Source organism: Pseudomonas sp. GW822-FHT02D10 (assembly GCF_058802345.1).
Genome location: NZ_JBXAOB010000015.1, coordinates 1 through 21,871, shown reverse-complemented (window position 1 = coordinate 21,871; position 21,871 = coordinate 1). Strand labels below are relative to the sequence as shown.

The 21,871-nt window shown below is 59.3% G+C and carries 19 protein-coding genes and 1 tRNA gene; 12 read left to right on the top strand and 8 right to left on the bottom strand.

Annotated elements, in window-relative coordinates; genetic code table 11:
- Positions 1-142 precede the first annotated feature (142 nt).
- From cobU to AC1RPZ_RS21275, 6 genes are all read left to right on the top strand, one after another.
- On the top strand, positions 143-664 hold the full coding sequence (gene cobU / locus AC1RPZ_RS21300; RefSeq protein WP_493139165.1) for a bifunctional adenosylcobinamide kinase/adenosylcobinamide-phosphate guanylyltransferase: 522 nt from the start codon (positions 143-145) through the stop codon (positions 662-664).
- Positions 661-1,716: a nicotinate-nucleotide--dimethylbenzimidazole phosphoribosyltransferase gene (cobT, locus tag AC1RPZ_RS21295; protein WP_493139164.1), complete on the top strand. Its 1,056-nt coding sequence runs from the start codon at positions 661-663 to the stop codon at positions 1,714-1,716. The genes cobU and cobT overlap by 4 nt, the downstream gene beginning before the upstream one ends.
- Positions 1,713-2,288, top strand: coding sequence for an alpha-ribazole phosphatase family protein (gene cobC / locus AC1RPZ_RS21290; RefSeq protein ID WP_493139161.1), 576 nt, complete (start codon positions 1,713-1,715; stop codon positions 2,286-2,288). The genes cobT and cobC overlap by 4 nt, the downstream gene beginning before the upstream one ends.
- A 2-nt stretch (positions 2,289-2,290) precedes the next feature.
- The gene (locus tag AC1RPZ_RS21285; protein ID WP_493139159.1) at positions 2,291-3,022 is read left to right on the top strand and encodes an adenosylcobinamide-GDP ribazoletransferase; all 732 of its coding nucleotides are present in this window, start codon (positions 2,291-2,293) and stop codon (positions 3,020-3,022) included.
- An 82-nt stretch (positions 3,023-3,104) separates the two neighbouring features.
- Complete coding sequence (locus AC1RPZ_RS21280; protein WP_493139157.1) at positions 3,105-3,533, top strand: MarR family winged helix-turn-helix transcriptional regulator; 429 nt, start codon at positions 3,105-3,107, stop codon at positions 3,531-3,533.
- 43 nt (positions 3,534-3,576) lie between these two features.
- Positions 3,577-4,785, top strand: a complete 1,209-nt coding sequence (locus AC1RPZ_RS21275) for an MFS transporter (RefSeq protein WP_493139155.1) — start codon at positions 3,577-3,579, stop codon at positions 4,783-4,785.
- A gap of 203 nt (positions 4,786-4,988) precedes the next feature.
- On the opposite strand, the gene AC1RPZ_RS21270 is transcribed toward AC1RPZ_RS21275, so the two are convergent.
- The 3 genes from AC1RPZ_RS21270 to AC1RPZ_RS21260 all read right to left on the bottom strand — a co-directional run bounded on the left by AC1RPZ_RS21270 (position 4,989) and on the right by AC1RPZ_RS21260 (position 7,389).
- Positions 4,989-6,260 (bottom strand): OmpP1/FadL family transporter, encoded by a 1,272-nt coding sequence (locus AC1RPZ_RS21270; protein ID WP_493139153.1) that lies wholly within the window; start codon positions 6,258-6,260, stop codon positions 4,989-4,991.
- Positions 6,261-6,405: 145 nt separating this feature from the next.
- Positions 6,406-6,888 carry a hypothetical protein gene (locus AC1RPZ_RS21265; protein WP_019693082.1) on the bottom strand — a complete coding sequence of 161 codons (483 nt, stop codon included), beginning with the start codon at positions 6,886-6,888 and terminating at the stop codon, positions 6,406-6,408.
- A gap of 276 nt (positions 6,889-7,164) precedes the next feature.
- Positions 7,165-7,389 (bottom strand): hypothetical protein, encoded by a 225-nt coding sequence (locus AC1RPZ_RS21260; RefSeq protein ID WP_007898912.1) that lies wholly within the window; start codon positions 7,387-7,389, stop codon positions 7,165-7,167.
- A gap of 1,019 nt (positions 7,390-8,408) precedes the next feature.
- On the opposite strand from AC1RPZ_RS21260, the gene AC1RPZ_RS21255 reads away from it, so the two are divergent.
- Positions 8,409-8,732 carry a sel1 repeat family protein gene (locus AC1RPZ_RS21255; RefSeq protein WP_493139151.1) on the top strand — a complete coding sequence of 108 codons (324 nt, stop codon included), beginning with the start codon at positions 8,409-8,411 and terminating at the stop codon, positions 8,730-8,732.
- A gap of 175 nt (positions 8,733-8,907) precedes the next feature.
- On the top strand, positions 8,908-10,272 hold the full coding sequence (locus AC1RPZ_RS21250; protein WP_493139330.1) for a DNA recombination protein RmuC: 1,365 nt from the start codon (positions 8,908-8,910) through the stop codon (positions 10,270-10,272).
- A 15-nt stretch (positions 10,273-10,287) separates the two neighbouring features.
- Here AC1RPZ_RS21250 and AC1RPZ_RS21245 read toward each other — a convergent pair whose 3' ends face one another.
- Both AC1RPZ_RS21245 and AC1RPZ_RS21240 read right to left on the bottom strand, forming a co-directional pair.
- Complete coding sequence (locus AC1RPZ_RS21245) at positions 10,288-13,758, bottom strand: hybrid sensor histidine kinase/response regulator (protein ID WP_493139149.1); 3,471 nt, start codon at positions 13,756-13,758, stop codon at positions 10,288-10,290.
- Between the two features lie 222 nt (positions 13,759-13,980).
- Entirely contained in the window at positions 13,981-14,520 is a 540-nt protein-coding gene (locus tag AC1RPZ_RS21240; protein WP_493139148.1) for a TetR/AcrR family transcriptional regulator, read from the bottom strand.
- Between the two features lie 91 nt (positions 14,521-14,611).
- Between AC1RPZ_RS21240 and AC1RPZ_RS21235 the strand changes: the two genes are divergently transcribed.
- The 3 genes from AC1RPZ_RS21235 (at position 14,612) to AC1RPZ_RS21225 (ending at position 19,073) form a co-directional block, all read left to right on the top strand.
- Positions 14,612-15,808, top strand: a complete 1,197-nt coding sequence (locus tag AC1RPZ_RS21235; RefSeq protein ID WP_493139146.1) for an MFS transporter — start codon at positions 14,612-14,614, stop codon at positions 15,806-15,808.
- A gap of 154 nt (positions 15,809-15,962) precedes the next feature.
- Entirely contained in the window at positions 15,963-17,114 is a 1,152-nt protein-coding gene (locus AC1RPZ_RS21230; protein WP_493139145.1) for a TDT family transporter, read from the top strand.
- Between the two features lie 84 nt (positions 17,115-17,198).
- On the top strand, positions 17,199-19,073 hold the full coding sequence (locus tag AC1RPZ_RS21225) for an MFS transporter (protein WP_493139144.1): 1,875 nt from the start codon (positions 17,199-17,201) through the stop codon (positions 19,071-19,073).
- A gap of 89 nt (positions 19,074-19,162) precedes the next feature.
- Here the strand turns inward: AC1RPZ_RS21225 and sugE are convergent, their stop codons facing one another.
- From sugE to rdgC, 3 genes are all read right to left on the bottom strand, one after another.
- Positions 19,163-19,477 carry a quaternary ammonium compound efflux SMR transporter SugE gene (sugE, locus tag AC1RPZ_RS21220; RefSeq protein WP_493139142.1) on the bottom strand — a complete coding sequence of 105 codons (315 nt, stop codon included), beginning with the start codon at positions 19,475-19,477 and terminating at the stop codon, positions 19,163-19,165.
- A 122-nt stretch (positions 19,478-19,599) separates the two neighbouring features.
- Complete coding sequence (locus AC1RPZ_RS21215; protein WP_493139140.1) at positions 19,600-20,565, bottom strand: bile acid:sodium symporter family protein; 966 nt, start codon at positions 20,563-20,565, stop codon at positions 19,600-19,602.
- Positions 20,566-20,715: 150 nt separating this feature from the next.
- Positions 20,716-21,636, bottom strand: coding sequence for a recombination-associated protein RdgC (rdgC, locus tag AC1RPZ_RS21210; RefSeq protein ID WP_493139138.1), 921 nt, complete (start codon positions 21,634-21,636; stop codon positions 20,716-20,718).
- Positions 21,637-21,796: 160 nt separating this feature from the next.
- Between rdgC and AC1RPZ_RS21205 the strand changes: the two genes are divergently transcribed.
- Positions 21,797-21,869 (top strand) — tRNA-Val (locus AC1RPZ_RS21205).
- The last annotated feature ends 2 nt before the right edge of the window (positions 21,870-21,871 follow it).

The window sequence follows — 21,871 nt, the reverse complement described above, 5'->3', positions numbered from 1 at the left end:
GCTGGCCCCATCGCGAGCAAGCTCGCTCCCACATTGGATGCGAGGTGTTGCTCCATTTTGTGATCAATACAACTCCCCCTGTGGGAGCGAGCTTGCTCGCGATGAGACCTGTCGTTACACCGCCAATTAAAAGGTTATGACCATGTTGCAACTGATTCTCGGCGGCGCCCGTTCCGGTAAAAGCCTTCTGGCTGAAAAACTCGCCAGCGAAAGTGGCCTGGCAGTGACGTACATCGCCACCAGCCAGCCGCTGGACGGCGAAATGAATGCCCGCGTGGCTCATCACCGCGAGCGTCGCCCGCCTGAATGGGCACTGATTGAAGAACCACTGGAACTGGCCCGGGTGCTGCGCGAAACCGCCAGCGCCGAGCGTTGCCTGCTAGTGGATTGTTTGACCTTGTGGCTGACCAATCTGCTGATGCTTGAAGATCCTGAGCGTCTGGCACATGAGCGTACAGCCCTGTTGGATTGCCTGGCGTCGCTGCCGGGGGAAATTGTTTTTGTCAGCAACGAGACCGGTCTGGGTGTCGTGCCGCTGGGCGAATTGACTCGCCGCTATGTCGATGAAGCCGGTTGGTTGCATCAAGCCCTGGCTGAGCGCTGTCAGCGTGTCGTGTTGACCGTCGCCGGCCTGCCCCTGACTTTGAAAGGAACTGCGTTATGACTCACTCCTGGTGGCTGAACCCGTGCAAGCCGATCAATATGCAAGCCCATGAGCAGGCGGCGGCCCGGCAGCAACAACTGACCAAACCGGCTGGCTCTCTCGGGCAACTGGAGTCGGCAGCGGTGCAATTGGCGGGGCTGCAAGGTCGGGTCAAACCGAGCCTGAATCAGCTGTGGATTGCGATTTTTGCCGGTGATCACGGGGTGGTCGCCGAAGGCGTTTCGGCGTTCCCGCAGGAAGTCACCGGGCAGATGCTGCACAACTTCGTCAGCGGTGGCGCGGCGATCAGCGTATTGGCGCGGCAACTTGAGGCACGGCTGGAAGTGGTCGACCTCGGTACTGTTACGCCTTCGTTGAATCTGCGGGGCGTACGCCATTTGCATATCGGTCCGGGCACCGCAAACTTCGTGCACGGCCCGGCAATGACGCAAGCTCAGGGTGAGCAAGCCTTGCAGGCCGGCCGCGACAGCGTGCTGCGGGCGATTGCTGAAGGTTCCGAGCTGTTCATTGGCGGCGAGATGGGCATCGGCAATACCACCGCCGCCAGCGCTGTGGCCTGTGCACTGCTCGATTGCCCGGTGGCACATCTGACTGGGCCGGGCACCGGTTTGGACGCAGTAGGTGTGACCCATAAAACTCAGGTGATTGAACGCGCCTTGGCGTTGCATGCTGCTCAGCGCGGTGACGTGTTGCAGACGTTATTCAACCTCGGTGGTTTTGAAATCGCCGCGTTGGTCGGCGCTTATCTGACCTGTGCTCAAGAAGGTTTGGCGGTGCTGGTCGACGGCTTTATTTGTAGCGTTGCAGCATTGGTCGCAGTGCGCCTGAATCCGGCTTGCCGTGAGTGGTTGCTGTTTGGCCATCGCGGGGCTGAGCCAGGTCATCGGCATGTATTGGAAACCTTGAATGCCGAGCCTTTGCTGGATCTCGGCTTGCGACTGGGCGAGGGCAGTGGTGCGGCGCTGGCGGTGCCGTTGCTGCGTCTGGCCTGTGACCTGCACGGGCGAATGGCGACCTTCGCTGAAGCGGCTGTAGCCGATCGCCCGGCATGACGTTGCACCTGGACCTGCTGCGCCACGGTGAAACCGAACTCGGTGGCGGTTTGCGCGGCAGCCTGGATGACGCGCTGACCGCTAAAGGTTGGGAGCAGATGCGCGCGGCGGTGATTGACCGAGGTCCGTGGGATCGCTTGGTCAGCTCGCCGCTGCAACGTTGCGCGCGCTTTGCCGAGGAACTGGCCGAGCGGTTGGGTGTGCCGGTCGAGCTGGACAAAAACCTGCAAGAGCTGCACTTCGGAGTCTGGGAAGGGCAGAGCGCGGCGGCATTGATGGAAACCGACGCTGAGTCGCTGGGGCTGTTCTGGGCTGATCCCTACGGGTTCACGCCTCCTGACGGTGAGCCGGTGAGCGTGTTTTCCGTACGGGTGCTGGCGGCCGTCGAGCGCTTGCATCAGGCCTACGCAGGCGAGCGAGTGCTACTGATCAGTCACGGTGGGGTCATGCGTTTGTTGCTGGCCCAGGCGCGTGGATTGCCGCGTGAACAGTTGCTCAATGTTGAAGTTGGTCATGGCGCGCTGTTTTCGCTGCGCGTCGAGGCGGATGTCGTGCTCAGGGAAGAGGGCTGAACATGCTGCCGTTCTGGATCGCTCTGCAATTTCTCAGCAGCTTGCCGATTCGTCTGCCGGGCATGCCCGCGCCTCAGGAGCTTGGGCGTTCGCTGCTGTTTTATCCATTGGTGGGGCTGCTGTTTGGTGGGCTGTTGTGGGCGCTGAATGGGCTGTTGCTCGGTACGCCAACATTGCTGCATGCGGCGTTGCTGTTGAGTGTTTGGGTGGTGCTCAGCGGTGGTTTGCACCTCGACGGTCTGGCCGACAGCGCCGACGCCTGGCTCGGTGGCTTTGGTGATCGTGAACGCACATTGACGATCATGAAGGACCCGCGCAGTGGGCCGATCGCAGTGGTGACGCTGGTGCTGGTGCTGTTGCTCAAGTTCACGGCGTTAGTGGCGTTGATCGATCAGCACTCCATCGTTGGTTTGATCCTCGCACCGTTGATCGGTCGCAGCGCCTTGCTCGGGTTGTTTCTGGGTACGCCTTATGTGCGCGCTGGCGGTCTGGGGCAGGCGCTGGCCGACCATCTGCCGCGCAAGGCCGGTCTGCAGGTGTTGTTGCTCAGCGCGCTGGCCTGCGTGCTGATCGGCGGTTGGAGCGGTGTCCTTGCGCTGGTGTTGGCGACGCTGATGTTCTTCTGGTTGCGTCAGGTGATGTTGCGGCGTCTGGGCGGGACCACCGGCGATACGGCAGGGGCGTTGCTGGAGCTGCTGGAAGTGACGGTGCTGGTGGGGCTGGCGCTGCTCTGAGAGTAACCTTCGACGTGCGCAGCCTAACGGCCGTTTGATAATCAAACTTGCTTTAAGTTAATCGCGGGTATATACACGCACCATGCTAGCCTCTCAATGTTTATGCACCAACCTGCGTCGCGCCGCTCGTGGCGTCAGCAGGCATTACGACGGCGCCCTCGACGGCTTCGGGATCAATGTTGCGCAGTATTCCTTACTGTGCAATTTGCAGCGTCTCGATCAACCGAGCATTTCGACCCTGGCGGAAGCCATGGGTCTGGATCGCAGCACTTTGGGGCGTAATCTGCGGGTGCTGGAGGGGCAGGGGCTGGTGAAGATGGTTGAGGGGGAAGACCAGCGCAATCGCATCGTGGAGCTGACCGAAACCGGCCGGGAACGCTTGGCAGCGGCCTTACCGGCCTGGGAAGCGGCACAACAGCGGCTGATTGATCGTCTGGGCGCGGAGAAGCGCGCAACCTTGCTGGCCTTGCTGGATGAACTCGCCTTAGGCGGCGGGCCTTTCCAAATGTAAGCTCGAACTTAAGCGGGTATATACCCGCTACCGGAGAATAAGAATGACATCAATGTGGCGTACCAGTGGTTGGGTTCTACTCGGGAGCGCGCTGATTCTTGCGTTGTCGCTTGGCGTACGACATGGCTTCGGGTTGTTTCTGCCGCCGATGAGCGCGCAGTTCGGCTGGGGACGTGAAGTGTTCGCCTTTGCCATCGCCCTGCAAAACTTGATCTGGGGGCTGGCTCAGCCATTCACAGGGGCCTTGGCGGACCGCTTCGGCGCGGCGAAAGTGGTGCTGGTCGGTGGTGTGCTGTATGCCGTTGGCTTGGTGTTCATGGGCTTGTCCGACTCGGCCTGGTCGCTGTCGTTGAGTGCCGGGCTGTTGATCGGCATCGGTCTGTCCGGTACCTCGTTCTCGGTGATTCTAGGTGTGGTGGGGCGTGCCCTGCCGCTAGAGAAACGCAGCATGGGTATGGGAGTCGCCAGTGCTGCCGGCTCCTTTGGCCAGTTCGCCATGGTGCCTGGCACGCTGGGGTTGATCGGCTGGCTCGGTTGGTCGACCGCGCTGCTGGTGTTGGGCATGCTGGTGGCGCTGATTGTGCCGCTGGTCAGCATGCTCAAAGACAAACCATTGCCAGTGCTCGGTCATGAGCAAACCCTGTCCGAGGCGCTGCACGAAGCGTGTTCGCACTCGGGTTTCTGGCTGCTGGCGTTCGGCTTTTTTGTCTGCGGTTTTCAAGTGGTGTTCATCGGTGTGCATTTGCCAGCCTATCTGGTCGATCAGCACCTGCCCGCCAGCGTCGGCACCACGGTGTTGGCGTTGATCGGTCTGTTCAATATCTTCGGTACATACACCGCTGGCTGGCTCGGCGGGCGCATGTCCAAACCGCGTCTTCTGACCGGCCTCTACTTGCTGCGTGCGGTGGTGATCGGCCTGTTCCTCTGGGCACCAGTGACGCAGGCCAGTGCTTATCTGTTCGGCATGGCCATGGGGTTTCTCTGGCTGTCGACGGTGCCTTTGACCAACGGCACGGTAGCGACACTGTTTGGTGTGCGAAACCTCTCTATGCTCGGTGGTATCGTTTTCCTCTTCCATCAGTTGGGCTCGTTCCTTGGCGGCTGGTTGGGTGGGGTGGTTTACGATCGAACAGGAAGTTATGACTTGATCTGGCAGGTGGCGATTCTTTTGAGTCTATTGGCGGCAGCCTTGAACTGGCCAGTGCGCGAGCGCCCGGTGGCGCGGTTGCAGGCTCAGGCGAGTGCTGCATGAACAGAGTCGGAGTGTGGTTCGCTGCCGGAGCTGGCGCGCTGCTGTTGGCGCTGGTCTGGTGGGGCTGGCATCAGGGTGGTCTGGCATTGATGCAACTCGGTATGGGTTCTTGCTGAGTCAGTGCCCACTAAAAAGCCCCGTCTCTGTACAAGAGAGCGGGGCTTTTTCAATTCAGCAGGCGAACCGTTCAGGCTCGCTGTGAATCAGAAGCGGTAGGTCGCGCCGACACCAAAACCATTGGCGCTGTTTTCGTACTTGGCGCTGTAACTGTCTACCTGGTTGGTGCGATTCACCGTGACAGCTTCTTCCTTGAGGTAGGAGTAGGCGACGTCGATGGTCAGATCATCGGTGACGTTGTAGCCAGCGCCAAGGCTGAAGATCGTGCGGTCACCAACAGGAATGCGTGGGGAGCGGTCAGTATTGTTGGTAGGCGACTGGTCAAAGGTCAGGCCAGTGCGCAATACCCACTGCTTGTTCAACTGGTAGGACGTACCGATGGCGTAGGCCCAGGTATTGTGCCAGTTCTGCTCTTCCTTGATGGTGCCGAACAGGGCTGGGGACAATGCACCACCTTGTGCCGCGGTTACGCCATCGTTGTCGACGGTGATGTCTTTCAGACGGCTCCAGCGAGTCCAGGTGGAACCTGCATACAGAGTCCACGCATCCGTCAGCTGTTGTGTCACGGAGAAGTCGACCGATTCAGGTGTTTCGATTTTCAGCGAAGCATCGTATCGATTGCTTTTCAGGAAGGCGGAAGGAGCATTTGCGCCTGCGGTGATATCGGTATGACCTTCGAGATTGTATTTCACTTTCGAGTGATAGGTCAGGCCGACGCGAGTTGTGTCGGTAGCTTGTACCAAGACCCCGAAGTTGTAGCCCAGAGCGGTATCGTCCCCTTTGATTTTGACGTGTGTGTCGCCAAAAAGAGGTACATCCGACTCGAGAGTGCCGCCAATGCGGTTAATGGTCGGGCCGAAACCGATCGATACTTTATCGTTAAAGGCGTAGCTGACGGTCGGCTGGAAGGTGACAACCTTGACTTCACTCTTGCTGCCGAAGCCGCCACCCTGGAAGCCACTTTCATAGTTGGTAATCAGACCAAAAGGTGCATAGACGCCGAGGCCGAATGCCCAGTGATCATCTATCGGCTTGACGTAATAGCCCATCGGAACGGCTGTGAGTGGCACCATGTCGCCTTTGTTGGTGCCCGGATGGGCGCCTTGGGCGTCCGTGATATCAGACGAGGCATCGATAGCTGCCAGTCCGCCAGTGACTTCCTGGCGCTTGATTCGCGACATGCCGGCAGGGTTACCAAATACAGTACTTGCATCATCGGCAGATGAAGAGCGTCCCGCAAAACCAGTCCCCATCCCACTGATGCTCTGTTCGTTGAGGGCAAAGCCACTTGCGAAGATCTGGGTGGATGCCAAGGTAACGGCGAGGCTAAGGGTGGTTTTGAGTATTACTTTTTTCATTATTAGAACTCCTGGTGATCACCGGGGCGAAAATTACCAACATTTTCGTTCCAGCGCTATAGGCTGTATGGCTTGAGATAGAGCGCTTTTGTAGGACAATCAGACCAAATTCGCGTCTATATGCGCGATCTTGCAAATTGCCCGGTTAACAGGCGATCTGATTCAGCGGTGACACACAGGTTTGCCAGGCACAGGTGAAGTCGCGCAGACGACCTTGCGGCTGGAAGGTCTGGCGCCAGATTCGGGCCATGCCCAGCAGGTCATCTGCTTCGGGGAGCGGGGTGTTTTGTTCTTCTATTAACAGCCAGGCGATGGCCGTGGCGTAGCGCAGGTTGACGGTCAGTTCGAGGTGCGGGCCGCTGAGAAATGCATGCTGGCTGGCAAGGCCGCGAACCAGGCTGGCGCGTTCCGGGTCCAGCGCCAGGTAGTGATCCCAAAGCGCCTGGTGGCGAGGTTCGGCAATCCGGTACAGGCCATGTCCGCGGCGGTCATGCAGGGCGGAGCCGAGAGCGGACTGACTGGCGGCGACGCCCAGTAGCAGGGATTCGGCTATCGTGCTGTGGCGTCCGAGGTATATCAACGTCGGACGGATCACATAACGGCACAGTTCGCTGGCGGCGATACCCATAAAGCCCTCGAAACGTGAAGTGGGCGGCGATTCCTGACAGGGAGCTTGGCAGCGTTGGATCGGTTCAGGATCGCCGGAAGCGGATCAAGCCGCTTGAGTTGAAGTGTAGTGTCATATTCGCGCTGTAAAGTTCTGTTTTTAAAATATTTCTGGCTTCGAGTTATAACCGTTATATCGCTTGGTGCTTAAGCCGGTACAGCGAATGGAGAAATATCAGGCAATAAAAAACCCTGCTTTTTGGGCAGGGCTTTCGAAGTTTTCAGCTTTTCTGGCGTTTCAGGCAACCAGTGCCTGACGGGTACGCTCGATCACGGCCTGCAGCGGCTCGGCGCTGGAGTATTGATCGGGGTACAGGCGTTCGCTGTGACGAGCGATGCCGTGTTCATTGACCAGAGTGAAGCTGAAGCAGCCTTTGCGAGCAGCCATGATCAGGCAGTTCATTGGTGCAAAAGCGTTGGTTAGGGTGCGAATGGCATCCTGAGTATGGATTTGAGTAGACATGGTTATTGGGTGTTCCTACAAATGACACGGATAAGAACCGTGCAACGTTAAAGCGTTCCAGTAACGTCGATCACCATTGATCGAACGAAGAACCCGACTGGAACAAAGCAGCCAGTTGAAGCGCTATGATTTTTGCGCGTTTGGGCCGGCAGGTAGGTACTTAGGAGGGCAGGCAACACATCAAGGGCAAAGGTTCTGGGCCCGGGGTGAAGATCCTGATCAATTTGCAGGTTGGTTCGGTCAGAGTAAGTGAGCTTCGCAACACCCTTTGCATTCGATTCAAAGGCAGTGTTGTCGCAAGCGTTACCTGGAAACCATCGAGGTGGTCGGTCCCGTGATGTCGGTAGAGGCTTCTCTTTAGGGAAGGTATACCGCAGGAGTTGTTCGACCAGAATTGACTTTCAGCTTGGTACTAACGCCGCGGATACTAACGGATTGAATCCAGGAAAGGAAGTGTGTTGGGCAAAAAACTTTTGTTCGTGCTTGAATCGCTCTGCTCGTTGGCGGGAATGTGTCGTACCTGGAGCATCCGCAGTCGCGGGTAAAACATCGCGGCAACAGTAAAGCACACAATTGGGTCGCCAAGTGTCCGGTGGCGTCAGCCATCACCTCGCTTGAAACGCTGGTGCGGTGAGGCTCGTTGTGACTGATTTCCTACGAAGCGCACGAAAAAAGGGCGGTGATATAGCCACCTCAAAGGTACTTGTGCACATTAGTTGCGCGCGCTGTCACCCGCCTGTCATTTCATCTTCAAGTGCAGTGGGTGCCTGTAGTGGAAATTTAAGTCAATGAAAAACATCGCTTTTTTTTACTGGTGAAAAAATCGTCAGTTTGACTGCGGGCCCCATTCCACAGGGCTTCTGGCGAGTTCCGGATGGGTTGTCCACTGAGTTATCCACAGCTTCTGTGGATTGTCCCAAGCGCTTGCTCTAGGACGGGCGTGCAGGCTTTTTTTCGACTTTACCCGTACGAAAAAAGGAGTAGAGTGGCGCGCCTTCCGATCTGCCCCACAGTACTTTATGAAGTTTCGCCCAGTATCAACCTCTGCTACCTCCACACCCTCAGGTGTTACTCCACCCAAGCGTTTTTCGATGCGAATCGCCGAATGGCTGCTCGACAATCCACGCCTGGGCGAAAATCCCAACGTCAAACATCTCGCCGGGCGTTTGCTCAAGGCTCCTGCCCGTGAAGGAGTGGTGGCTGCGCAAAGTCGTCTGGGGCAATTGATGTGCCGCGAATGCGGTAATGCCCGCGATCGACGCATTGGTCAGGACCTGCTGCGCCAGGCCGCGCGTGCCGGCGACCGGCGCGCCCAGCGGGAACTTGGTCAGATCGAAGACTGAGCTGTCCAAGCCCTTACGGCTTGGTTAACCTTCGAGCCTTAATTCATCGGCAGGAGTCGTCATGGCTATGGACTTGACCAGTGTATTGTTCGGCCTGGCGGGTGCTGCGCTGCCGTTGTTGGTGCTGGCGTGGCAACTGCAGCGGCGCCTGAGCACCGGGCAGTCCGAGCTGGCGCTGCTTGAAGAGCGCCTGAGTACTGCGCAATTGGCGCAGGACGGTCTTAATGCGCAACTCGATGCCTGCCGCGATGAAATCAGTGACCTGAGCCAGGCCAATGCCGCCAAGCAAGCCGATCTGGCTGCCGTGCGCCGTGAAGTCGAGCTGTTGCAGATCGAGCGCGACAACGCCCGTGACGCGGCCCATGCCTGGAACCTGGAGCGCAGCAGCAAAGAAGCCGAGTTGCGGCGGCTGGACGCTCAGGCAGCATCACTCAATGCCGAGCTGCGTGAGCAGCAAGAAAGCCATCAGCAACGCCTGAGCGACCTGCAAGGCTCGCGGGACGAGCTGCGGGCGCAGTTTGCCGAGCTGGCCGGGAAAATTTTCGATGAGCGCGAGCAGCGCTTTGCCGAAACCAGCCAGCAGCGCCTGGGTCAGTTACTCGATCCGTTGAAAGAACGCATTCAATCTTTCGAGAAACGCGTCGAGGAAAGCTATCAGGCTGAAGCCCGCGAGCGCTTCTCGCTGGCCAAGGAGCTGGAGCGTCTGCAACAACTGAACCTGCGCTTGAGCGACGAGGCGACCAACCTCACACGCGCGCTCAAAGGACAGAAAACCCAGGGCAATTGGGGCGAATTGATTCTCGAACGAGTGCTGGAACACGCAGGCCTGGAGAAGGGTCGCGAGTACCAGACTCAAGTCAGTCTCAAAGGCCCGGATGGCGAGCGCTTCCAACCCGACGTGCTGATTTATCTGCCGGGCGACAAGCAGGTGGTGGTCGACTCCAAGGTCAGCCTGACGGCCTATCAGCAATACGTGGCGGCTGACGACGACGCAATCGGCCAGGCGGCGCTAAAACAGCATGTGCTGTCGTTGCGTAATCACGTCAAAGGCCTGTCCGATAAGGACTATAAGCGGTTGGACGGTCTGCACAGCCTGGATTTCGTCTTGCTCTTCGTGCCCATCGAGGCGGCTTTTTCCGCCGCATTACAGGCCGAGCCGAATCTGTTTCAGGAAGCCTTTGACCGCCATATCGTCATCGTCAGCCCGACCACCTTGCTGGCCACATTGCGCGTCATCGACAGCCTGTGGAAGCAGGAGCGTCAGAGTCAGAACGCCCGGGAAATCGCCGAGCGCGCAGGTTGGCTGTACGACAAGTTCGTGCTGTTTATTCAGGATCTGGACGAGGTCGGCAATCGCTTGCAGCAGTTGGACAAAGCCTACAGTGCTGCACGTAACAAACTGACGGAAGGCCGCGGCAATCTGGTCAGCCGCAGCGAACAGCTCAAATTGCTCGGCGCACGGGCCAGCAAAAGTTTGCCGGCAGATCTGCTGGAGCGGGCGATGACCGATGTCGATGGGTTGGCGGAGTTGCCAGAGTAAATATCGAGGCGGCCATTACAAAGGCAAATGCCGACTCAACAACGCCCGCAACGCCGCCGGTTTCACCGGTTTCGGCAAGTATTCCAGGCCCGCCGCATGCACTTGGGCAACCATCTCCGGTCGCCCGTCAGCGCTGATCACTACACCTGGTACCGGCTTACCCAGTTGGGTGCGTAGCCAGGCCATCAACTCGGTGCCGGTTTCGCCATTGTCGAGGTGGTAATCCACCAGCGCCAATTGCGGGCGCATGCCGTCGCCGAGCAGCACGGCACATTCATCGCGGTTGCGCGCGGTATACACCTGACAGCCCCAGCGCGAGAGCAGGCTGTTCATGCCAATCAGAATGCTGTCCTCGTTATCGATACACAGCACCTGCGCACCCGTCGGCAGTCGGCCATTGAGCTCGGCAACTTTACTCGACGCACTGGTTTGCGCGTGGGCCAGTGGCACGCTAACACTGAACACACTGCCTTTGCCTGGCCAGGAACGCACTTGCAGTTGATGGCCGAGCACCCGGCACAAGCCGTCGGCAATCGCCAGGCCCAGGCCCAGACCTTTTTCGGCGCGGGTCTGGTGGCTGTCGAGGCGCTGGAATTCCTCGAAGATCACTTGGCGTTTGTCTTCCGGAATCCCCGGGCCACGGTCCCAGACCTCCAGACACAGGTGATCGCCCTTGCGCCGCACGCCCAGCAGCACGGGACCTTTGGCGTAGCGAAAGGCGTTGGTCAGGAAGTTTTGCAGTATCCGCCGCAGCAGTTTGATATCGCTGTCGACCCGCAAGTGGCTGCCGCGCAGGCGAAATTTCAGCCCTTGCTCCTGCGCCAAAGCCTTGAATTCGGCGCCGAGGGTGTCGAACAAATCGTTAAGCACAAACGGCTTGCGATCCGGGTTGATCTTGCCGTTCTCCAGGCGCGAGATGTCGAGCAGGTCGCTGATCAAGTCCTCGGCCGAGCGCAGTGAACTGTCCAGATGTTGCACCAGTTGCCGGGTCTCACTGGAGAGATCGTCGTCCCGGTGGGAGAGGGCCGCGGAGAATAGGCGTGCGGCGTTCAATGGCTGCATCAGGTCGTGGCTGACGGCTGCGAGGAAGCGGGTTTTCGACTGGTTGGCCGACTCGGCGGTGCCTTTGGCTTCGGTCAGCGCGACGTTCAACTGCGACAGTTCATGGGTGCGCTCGGTGACGCGTCGCTCCAGGCCCTCGTTGGCCTCGGTCAGCGCCTGCTCGGCTTCGCGAAACGCGGTAATGTCGGTGAAACTCATGACAAACCCGCCACCCGGCATTGGATTGCCGATCAGCTCGATCACCCGACCATTGGGAAACAACCGCTCTGAGGTGTGGGCGCGTCCCTGACGCATCCAGTGCAGACGCCGGGCAACGTGGACTTCCGCTTCGCCAGGGCCACACAGGCCACGTTCGGCGTTGTAGCGAATGATGTCGGCAATCGGCCGGCCGACGCTGATCAAGCCGTCAGGGTAGTTGAACAGCTCCAGGTAGCGACGATTCCAGGCCACCAGTTTCAGCGACTGGTCGACCACGCTGATGCCTTGGGTGATGTTCTCGATAGCGCCCTGCAGCAAGGCACGGTTGAATTGCAGCACTTCCGAGGCTTCGTCGGCGATTCGCACCACGTCCTCGAGCTGCATTTCCCGACCTTCAATGGCCGCTTTTACTACGGCGCGGGTCGATGAAGCCCCCAGTACACCGGCGAGCAAACGCTCGGTGTGAGCGATCCATTCACCGTCGGCATTCTGGTTCGGGTTGAAGCCTTTGCCCTGGCGGTAGGCGAAGCGGATGAAGCTCTGGCGTGCCCGTTCTTCGCCGACAAAACGCGCCGCAAGTTGCAGCAGATCGTCGATTTGCACCGCCAGCAGCGAACGGGCGCTCGGCCGTGCGCTGATCTCCTGACCAATGAAGCGCCCGGCCTGCCAGTGTTCCGAGACCCGCGTACGGGACAATACCGACACCCAGGCGAACAAGGTGAAGTTACCGGCCAGCGACAGCACCACGCCTTGGGTCAGCGGGGTAATCGGCAGGTTCAGCGGGTTGCCGTGCAGCCAGCCCAGCCCTGGGAAGCTGTGCAGCGACCAGCCCAGGCTGTTGGCGGCGATCGGCAGAATCAAGGTGTAGAACCAGAGGAACGTCCCGGCGGCGAGACCGGCGAATACCCCGCGGCGGTTAGCCTGTTTCCAGTACAGCGCGCCGAGCATTGCCGGCGCCAGTTGGGTCACGGCGGCGAAAGCGATCTGCCCGATGGTCGCCAGACTGGCGGTCGAACCGAGCAGGCGATAGGCGACATAGGCCAGCAGCAGAATCGCCACGATGCTCACCCGACGCACCGATAGCATCCAATAGCGGAACACCTCGAACGGCCGCTCGGCGTTTTTCCGGCGTAGCAGCCAAGGCAGCAGCATGTCGTTGGAGACCATGGTCGACAACGCCACGCTGGCGACGATGACCATGCCGGTAGCGGCCGATGCACCGCCGATGAACGCCAGCAACGCCAGCGCCGGATGGGCTTGGGCCAGTGGCAGGCTGATGACGAAGGAGTCGGGCAGTACCGAGCTCGGCAGCAGCATTTGCCCGGCCAGCGCAATCGGCACCACGAACAGTGCGGCGAGTGCGAGGTAAACGGGAAACACCCATTTGGCCAGGCGCAAATCCTGTGGCTCGATGTTCTCCACCACGGTCACATGGAACTGCCGGGGCAGGCAGATGATCGCCATCATCGCAACGCCGGTCTGCACCACCATCGATGGCCAGTTGACGGTTTCTTTCCAGTATTCCTCCAGGCGTGGTGCGAGCATGGCCTGATCGAACAGGTCGTCGAAACCGTCGTACAAACCATAAGTGACGAAGGCGCCGACTGCGAGAAAGGCGAACAGCTTGACCAGCGACTCGAAGGCAATCGCCAGCACCATGCCTCGGTGGTGTTCCGTAGCGTCGAGGTTGCGGGTACCGAAGACGATGGTGAACAGCGCCAGAATCAGCGACACGATCAGCGCCGTGTCCTGGGCACGGGTGCCCATGGCGTCAGGACCGGCGCCGATCAACAGGTTTACCCCGAGGACGATGCCTTTAAGCTGCAAGGCGATGTAGGGCAATACACCCACCAGACAGATCAGCGCCACCACCACCGCCAGCGACTGCGATTTGCCGTAGCGGGCGGCGATGAAGTCGGCAATCGAGGTGATGTTTTCCTGCTTGCTGATCATCACCATTTTTTGCAGGACCCACGGCGCGCACACCAGCAGCAGGATCGGTCCCAGATAAATCGGCAAAAACGACCAGAGTTGTTCGGCCGCCTGACCAACGGCGCCAAAGAATGTCCAGCTGGTGCAATAGACCGCCAGCGACAGGCTGTACACCCAGGCACGCATTCGCGGCGGCAGCGGCGCGCTGCGGCGGTCGCCGTAAAAGGCGATGGCGAACATGACGGCCATATAGGCCAGGGCGACGGCGGCAATCAGCCCGCTGGACAGCGACATGGGAACTCCAGGCAAAAGACATCCGGGACGCAAGCCCGATCTGACAGTCTCGCACGACCCTCTCGGTTAGTCAGCGTCGACTAAGGTCGTGGCGTGGTGGGGTGTCGCAGGGGGATACGCACGTGTTTTCGCGGTAGATCGTAATCTCCCCCGGAGCTGCCGAAGGCTGCGATCTTTTGATCTTGCGGTTGCGACGATTGCAAAGATCGCAGCCTTCGGTAGCTACGGGGCCAGCGCGATGTCGATCAGTTGGTGCAGTTCTTCCGCTTCAAGCGCCGCGGACGCGAACAGGATGCGGAACACCGTTGGCGCCACCAGCATGTTGATCAGTCGGTCGACACTCGGCTTCGGCTCATCCGGATAACGCTCCAGAACTGTCTGCAGTTGACCGCTGAGAATACTCACGCAATACCCCGGCGTGGCGCTCGATTGCACGTCGCGCATCATGTTGCGTCCGGGCTCCGAACTTATCTCGTCCAGATACTGCTCGGCCCAGGCGCGCAAATCGCCACGCAGGCTGCCGGTGTTGGTCGGTTCGCTGTCGGGACGCATGCGTGCCAGCGCGACGTCCGCCAGCAGTGCCGACAAATCGCCCCAACGTCGGTAGATCGTCGACGGTGTAACGCCTGCGCGGGTGGCGATTTGCGGCACGGTCACGCTTGAACGCTCCTGCTCTTCGAGGAGTTCACGCACTGCCGTGTGAATTGATTCCTGCACCCGGGCACTTCGGCCGCCGGGGCGTAACGCTTCTTTAATAGCCATGCAGCGGACCTTAACACAAAGAATTTGCTTTAAGCCGAAGCCAGTCGCACACTCCGCAAAAGCAAAAAGTTAGCTTTTGTGGAGTGTGTCCATGTCCAATTCTGTCTCAAATCGTTCCAGTCTGGTGTTCCTGGCGATCACCTTGTTGAGTTTTCTCGCCGCTTCCAGTGCGCCAACGCCGCTTTATCATCTGTACCAGGAGGCGCTGCAGTTTTCTCCGGCGACCCTGACGCTGATTTTCGGCGTGTATGCCTTGAGCCTGCTGGCGGCGCTGCTGACGGTTGGCTCGCTGTCGGATCATCTGGGGCGCAAACCGGTGATCTTCGCTGCGTTATTGCTGGATATGCTGGCGATGCTGCTGTTTATCAACGCTGACAGTGTGGCCTGGCTGATTGCCGCGCGTGTGCTTCAGGGTTTCGCCACCGGCATGGCCACCAGCGTACTTGGCGCGGCATTGCTCGATACTGACCGGCAGCAAGGACCGCTGGTGAACAGCGTTGCACCGCTGTTGGGCATGGCGTGCGGGGCATTGGGCAGCGGGATGCTGGCGGAATACGCACCACAACCGTTGCGGTTGGCCTATTGGATTCTGTTCGGGTTGTTCCTGCTGCAAGCCCTGTATGTCTGGCGTCTGCCCGAAAGCGTCAGTCGGCAACCCGGTGCCTGGGCGTCGCTGCGTCCCACCTTGCATGTGCCATCTCAGGCGCGACGGGCGCTTTGGTTGGCGCTGCCGGTGGATGTGGCGGTTTGGGCGGTGGGTGGGTTCTTTCTGTCGCTGGCACCGTCCCTGGTTCGTGCGGCGACCGGTTCGACCTCGAACCTGATCGGCGGAACTCTGGTGGCCGTGTTGACGGTCAGCGGCGCGCTGATGATCTTCTCCTTGCGCAATCGTCCGGCAGACAAAGTCCTGCGCTTGGGCGCGAGCTTGTTGGCGATCGGCATCGCCCTGATTCTGATAGCCGTGCACAGCGCCAGCCTGCCGCTGTTTTTCTTCGCAACTCTGGTAGCCGGCAGTGGTTTTGGCGCCGGTTTTCTCGGTGCCTTGCGCAGTGTGGTACCGCTGGCCTTGCCTCATGAGCGTGCGGGGTTGATGTCGGCGTTCTATGTGCTGAGCTACCTGGCGTTCTGCCTGCCGTCGCTGTTGGCAGGGAACCTGACCCGGACCTTTGGCCTGATCGCTACCACCGATGGCTATGGCGTGGTGTTGATAGTGTTGTCGCTGGGGGCGTTGGTGGGGGTGATGCGTCAGCGACCGGCCAAGCTCTGTGGGGCAGCGGGTAAATCCTAGTGCGGCAGAGATACTTCCGTGCAAATTGATACGGGAAGCAGTGTTTAATGCCTATATCTGCAAAACAGATAATAGTTAGAGATATTACCCGTTATATAGATATTCGATTCGGTTCTACCATGAGTTCCACCTCACCCGAGGACAGGAGTTCGCGATGCAATGCCCCAACAGCAACAAAACCGCTAATCGGCCTTTGAGCCATTTGCAGCACCCTCGCGAAGCGATTCGCCAGTTCACCCCGAACTGGTTCGCCGCGACCATGGGCACTGGGGTCCTGGCCCTCGCGCTCGCTCAATTGCCGGTGACGATCCCAGGCAGGCACGCCTTTGCCGAAGGCCTGTGGATGTTCAATATTTTCCTGTTCCTGTTGTTCAGCGGGTTGTACGCCGCACGTTGGGCGTTTTTCTTCGATGAGGCGCGACGGATTTTCGGCCACTCCACGGTTTCAATGTTTTTCGGCACCATTCCCATGGGCCTGGCGACCATCATCAATGGCTTCTTGCTGTTCGGTTTACCGCGGTGGGGGGAGGGCGTCGTGCACGTGGCTGAGGTGTTGTGGTGGCTGGATGTTGCCATGTCGTTGGCCTGCGGCATCTTGATCCCGTACATGATGTTCACTCGCCAGGAACACAGTATCGACCAGATGACCGCTGTCTGGCTGCTGCCGGTGGTGGCTGCGGAAGTCGCGGCGGCCAGCGGTGGTTTGCTCGCACCGCACTTGACCGATGCCCACTCGCAACTGGTGGTGCTGGTGACCAGTTACGTGTTGTGGGCATTCTCGCTGCCGGTGGCGTTCAGCATCCTGACCATCCTGCTGCTGCGCATGGCCCTGCACAAACTGCCCCACGAAAACATGGCCGCGTCGAGCTGGCTGGCGCTGGGGCCGATCGGCACCGGTGCGCTGGGCATGTTGCTGCTGGGGAGCGACGCCCCCGCGATTTTCGCCGCCAACGGCTTGCCGGGTATCGGTGAAATCGCCGCCGGGCTGGGCCTGGTCTCCGGGATCACGCTGTGGGGCTTCGGCTTGTGGTGGATGTTGATGGCGGTGCTGATCACCCTGCGTTACCTGCGTGGCGGGATTCCCTTCAACCTCGGCTGGTGGGGGTTTACCTTCCCGCTGGGTGTTTACTCGCTGGCCACGCTGAAGCTGGCGAGCACCTTGAACCTGACCTTTTTCAGCCTCTTTGGCAGCGTATTGGTCGTCGCGCTGGCGATCATGTGGCTGATTGTCTCCAAGCGCACCGTTCAAGGCGCCTGGCGCGGTGAGTTGTTTGTTTCGCCGTGTATTGCCGGATTAACGAAATAATTCGCAAAGTTTAGGTAAGGTTGTGGCCTGGATCGCTGTGCGACATTCCAATAACAGCATCCAAGCCACTCAGGGACATGGAAGATGAGCCACCCTTCGCAGTTCACCTTGCTTCACAAGCGGCGATTTCTGCCGTTTTTTGTTACGCAGTCCCTCGGGGCGTTCAACGACAACATCTTCAAGCAGTCGTTGATCCTCGCCATTTTGTACAAGCTGACGATCGAGGGCGACCGCTCGATCTGGGTCAACCTGTGTGCGCTGCTGTTCATTTTGCCGTTCTTTCTGTTCTCGGCGCTGGCCGGCCAGTTCGGTGAAAAGTTCGCCAAGGACGCGCTGATTCGTCTGATCAAGCTCGGTGAAATCGCGATCATGTCGGTTGGCGCAGTCGGCTTCCTGTTCGATCACCTGTCGCTGATGCTGGTGGCGTTGTTCGCCATGGGCACTCACTCGGCGCTGTTCGGCCCGGTGAAGTACTCGATCCTGCCGCAGGCCTTGCGCGAAGAAGAACTGGTGGGCGGCAACGGGCTGGTGGAAATGGGCACTTTCCTGGCGATTCTGGCCGGGACCATCGGCGCCGGGATCATGATGTCGTCCAGTCACTACGCACCGATCGTCTCCACGGCGATCATCGGTGTTGCGGTGTTGGGCTATTTGGCCAGCCGCGGCATTCCGCGCGCTGCGGCGTCCACGCCTGAGCTGCGGCTGAACTGGAATATCTTCAGTCAGTCCTGGGCGACCTTGCGTCTGGGCCTGGGGCAAACGCCGGCAGTCTCACGTTCGATTGTCGGCAACTCGTGGTTCTGGTTCGTCGGGGCGATTTATCTGACGCAGATCCCGGCCTACGCCAAAGAGTGGATGCACGGTGACGAGACCGTAGTGACGCTGATTCTGACGGTGTTCTCGGTCGGTATTGCGCTGGGTTCGATGCTCTGCGAGAAACTTTCCGGACGCAAAGTCGAGATCGGCCTCGTGCCGTTTGGCTCTTTCGGTTTGACGGTGTTTGGGCTGCTGCTCTGGTGGCACTCCGGCGGTATTCCGGAAAGTCTTGAAGGCCATGGCTGGATCGAAGTACTTGGCTTTGGCCACACATGGTGGGTGCTGTTCGATATTCTCGGGCTGGGGATCTTCGGCGGCTTCTACATTGTGCCGCTGTACGCGTTGATTCAGTCGCGCACCGCCGAAAACGAGCGGGCGCGGGTGATCGCGGCCAACAACATTCTCAACGCGCTGTTTATGGTGGTTTCGGCGATTGTCTCGATTGTGCTGTTGAGCATCGTCAAACTGTCGATTCCCCAGTTGTTCCTGGTGGTGTCGCTGCTGAACATCGGTGTAAACGCCTACATCTTCAGCATCGTGCCCGAGTTCAGCATGCGCTTCATGATCTGGCTGCTCAGCCATTCCATGTACCGCGTGCAGCACCGCAACCTGGAGCTGATTCCCGATGAAGGCGCGGCACTGTTGGTCTGCAATCACGTGTCGTTCGTCGACGCCTTGCTGATTGGTGGCGCAGTGCGTCGGCCGATTCGCTTTGTGATGTATTACAAGATCTACAACCTGCCGGTGCTGAACTTCATCTTCCGTACCGCCGGGACGATTCCGATTGCCGGACGCCAGGAAGACATCCAGATCTACGAAAGGGCCTTCAAGCGAATCGCCCAGTACCTGAAGGATGGCGAACTGGTGTGCATCTTCCCGGAAGGCAAGTTGACCGCCGATGGCGAAATGAATGAGTTCAAGGGCGGGCTGACGCGGATACTGGAAGAGACACCGGTGCCGGTGATTCCATTGGCCTTGCAAGGGTTGTGGGGCAGCTTCTTCAGTCGCGATCCGGACAAGGGTTTCTTCCACCGCCTCTGGTCGCGAGTGACTGTGGTGGCCGGACCGGCGGTGGCGGTTGAGGTCGCGCAGCCGGCGCAGTTGCAAGTGTTGGTCGGCGAGTTGCGTGGCACCGTTAGGTAATTATCGCGAGCAGGCTCGCTCCCACACTTGATCTGTGAACGACACAGAACCAATGTGGGAGCGAGCCTGCTCGCGATAACGGTAGAGGCCTAAGCGCTGACTTTGAGCCCAACCAATCCGGCAATGATCAGCGCAACGCTGGCCAGGCGGAACAGCGCCATGGATTCACCAAACAGGATGATTCCGGCGATGACTGTGCCGACTGCGCCGACGCCGGTCCAGATCGCGTAGGCAGTGCCCAGCGGCAGATCCTTCATGGCCAGACCCAGCAGCCCCAGGCTGATCAACATGGCGCCGATAGTCAGGACGGTGGGAAGAGGGCGGCTGAAGCCGTCGGTGTATTTCAGGCCGACGGCCCAGCCGACTTCAAACAGACCCGCGAAAAACAGAATGATCCAAGGCATGAAGACCTCCATCGATTGACGGGGTCGTCCCCAGATGAATAACTCGATCGAGCCGTGAGGTCGTCCTCACGATGCGCACTATAGTGCCCATTATTAACCTGAGGATCAAGTTCCAGGGGCAGTCAGTCGGTTGCTTGTCGGGCGGCCAGTTCGCGGTCCTGCCTCTCGCTCATCCTGCGCAAATACGTCGAGAGCAACGCCCCGGAAATATTGTGCCAAACGCTGAACAGTGCGCTCGGCACCGCCGCCAGTGGCGAGAAGTGGGCACTGGCCAGCGCTGCACCCAGGCCGGAGTTCTGCATGCCGACTTCCAGGGCCAGGGATTTGCGTTGCGCCAGCGGTAGCTTGAACATGCGTCCGGTGAAGTAACCCAGCAGGAAGCCAAAGCTGTTATGCAACATCACCACGGCCATGATCAGTAGGCCGGACTCGGCAATCTTGGCCTGACTCGCGGCGACAACGGCGGCGACAATGATCACGATGCTCACCACCGAAACCAGTGGCAGCACCTCCACCGCGTGGCGCACCCGATCTCCCAGCAGACGCTGGGAGATCACGCCGAGCACGATTGGCAGCAACACCACTTGCAGAATCGACCAGAACAATTCCATGAACGATACCGGCAACCAGGCCGAGGCCAGAAGCCAGATCAGCGCCGGCGTCAGCAATGGGGCGAGCAGGGTAGTGACGGCGGCAATCGCCACCGACAGTGCCAGGTCACCGCGGGCCAGCCAGGTCATCACGTTCGAGGAGGTGCCGCTCGGGCAGCAACCGACCAGAATCACCCCGACGGCGATTTCCGGCGGCAGGTGGAACGCCTGGCAGAGTAACCATGCCACACCGGGCATGATCACGAAATGTGCGACCACGCCCAGCGCCACGCGCCACGGATGGCGGGCAACTTCAGCGAAGTCTTCGAGTTTGAGGGTCAGGCCCATGCCGAACATCACCAGCCCCAGCAGCGGTACGATCGCGCCTTTCAAACCGATGAACCACGCAGGTTGCAGGAAGGCCACCACCGCGAAGATCAAGACCCAGTAAGCGAAGGTGTTGCCGACAAAGCGACTCAGTGCTGCCAGTGCACGCATGACCTGTTCCTTGTTATTCAAATGAAGCCTTAAAACCAATGTGGGAGCGAGCTTGCTCGCGATGAGGGACTGACATTCAACAATGATGTTGACTGAAACTCCGCTATCGCGAGCAAGCTCGCTCCCACAGGGGCAACTTTCGACTTTACTTTAGATACCTTGCGGAGTCTCTTCGCCGCCCAGTGCCTCAACCAGCGCCGGGAGGAATTCGCCGAAGGTCAGCATCATCAGCGTGAAGCTGGCATCCAGTTGGCCGAGGGCTTCATCACCACCGTCCTGTTCTGCCTGATCCTGCAGCAGGTCTTCGAACTTCAGGCGCTTGACCACCATTTTGTCGTCGAGGACGAAAGACAGCTTGTCTTGCCAGGCCAGGGACAGTTGGGTGACCACTTTGCCCGTGCTCAGGTGCAACTGGATTTCTTCGCTGGTCAGGTCCTGACGCTTGCAACGGACGATGCCGCCGTCTTCGTGGGTGTCGCGCAGTTCGCATTCGTCGAGGACGAAGAAGTCGTCAGCGGCTTTCTGGGTAGTGACCCACTCCGTCATGGTGGCGGTCGGGGACATTTTTACAGTCAGCGGACGTACCGGCAGCGTGCCGATCACTTCGCGCAGGGTGGAGAGCAGGTCTTCGGCGCGTTTCGGGCTCGCGGAGTTGACCAGGATCAAGCCCTGTTTCGGTGCGATGGCGGCAAAGGTCGACGAGCGGCGGATAAAGGCGCGAGGTAGGAAAGCCTGGATGATTTCATCCTTGAGCTGATCACGCTCCTTCTTATAGACCTTGCGCATCTGTTCGGCTTCGATCTCTTCGACCTTTTCCTTGAGTGCGTCACGTACGACGCTGCCCGGCAGAATGCGTTCTTCCTTACGTGCGGCGATCAGCAGGAAGTCTCCGCTGACATGCACCAGGGGCGCATCTTCGCCTTTGCCAAACGGCGCGACGAAACCGTAGGTGGTCAACTCCTGGCTTGCACATGGACGCGCCAGTTTGGTGGCCAGTGCAGTTTCCAACGCCTCAGCATCAAAAGGCAGATCTTGGGTCAGGCGATAGATAAGCAGGTTTTTGAACCACATGGGGTGAGTCTCTCCTTTATGCAAAGGGGGGCATTATTCTCCGCGCAGCGCCATAGGCCAACCCTCAGCTAAGCCTTTGGAAGGCCTGAAAAAATTATTTTAAAAAGTGCTTGCCAGAGGTAGGGCTGCTCCGTAGAATGCGCGCCACACCGAACGTGAAGGGTGATTAGCTCAGCTGGGAGAGCGTCTGCCTTACAAGCAGAATGTCGGCGGTTCGATCCCGTCATCACCCACC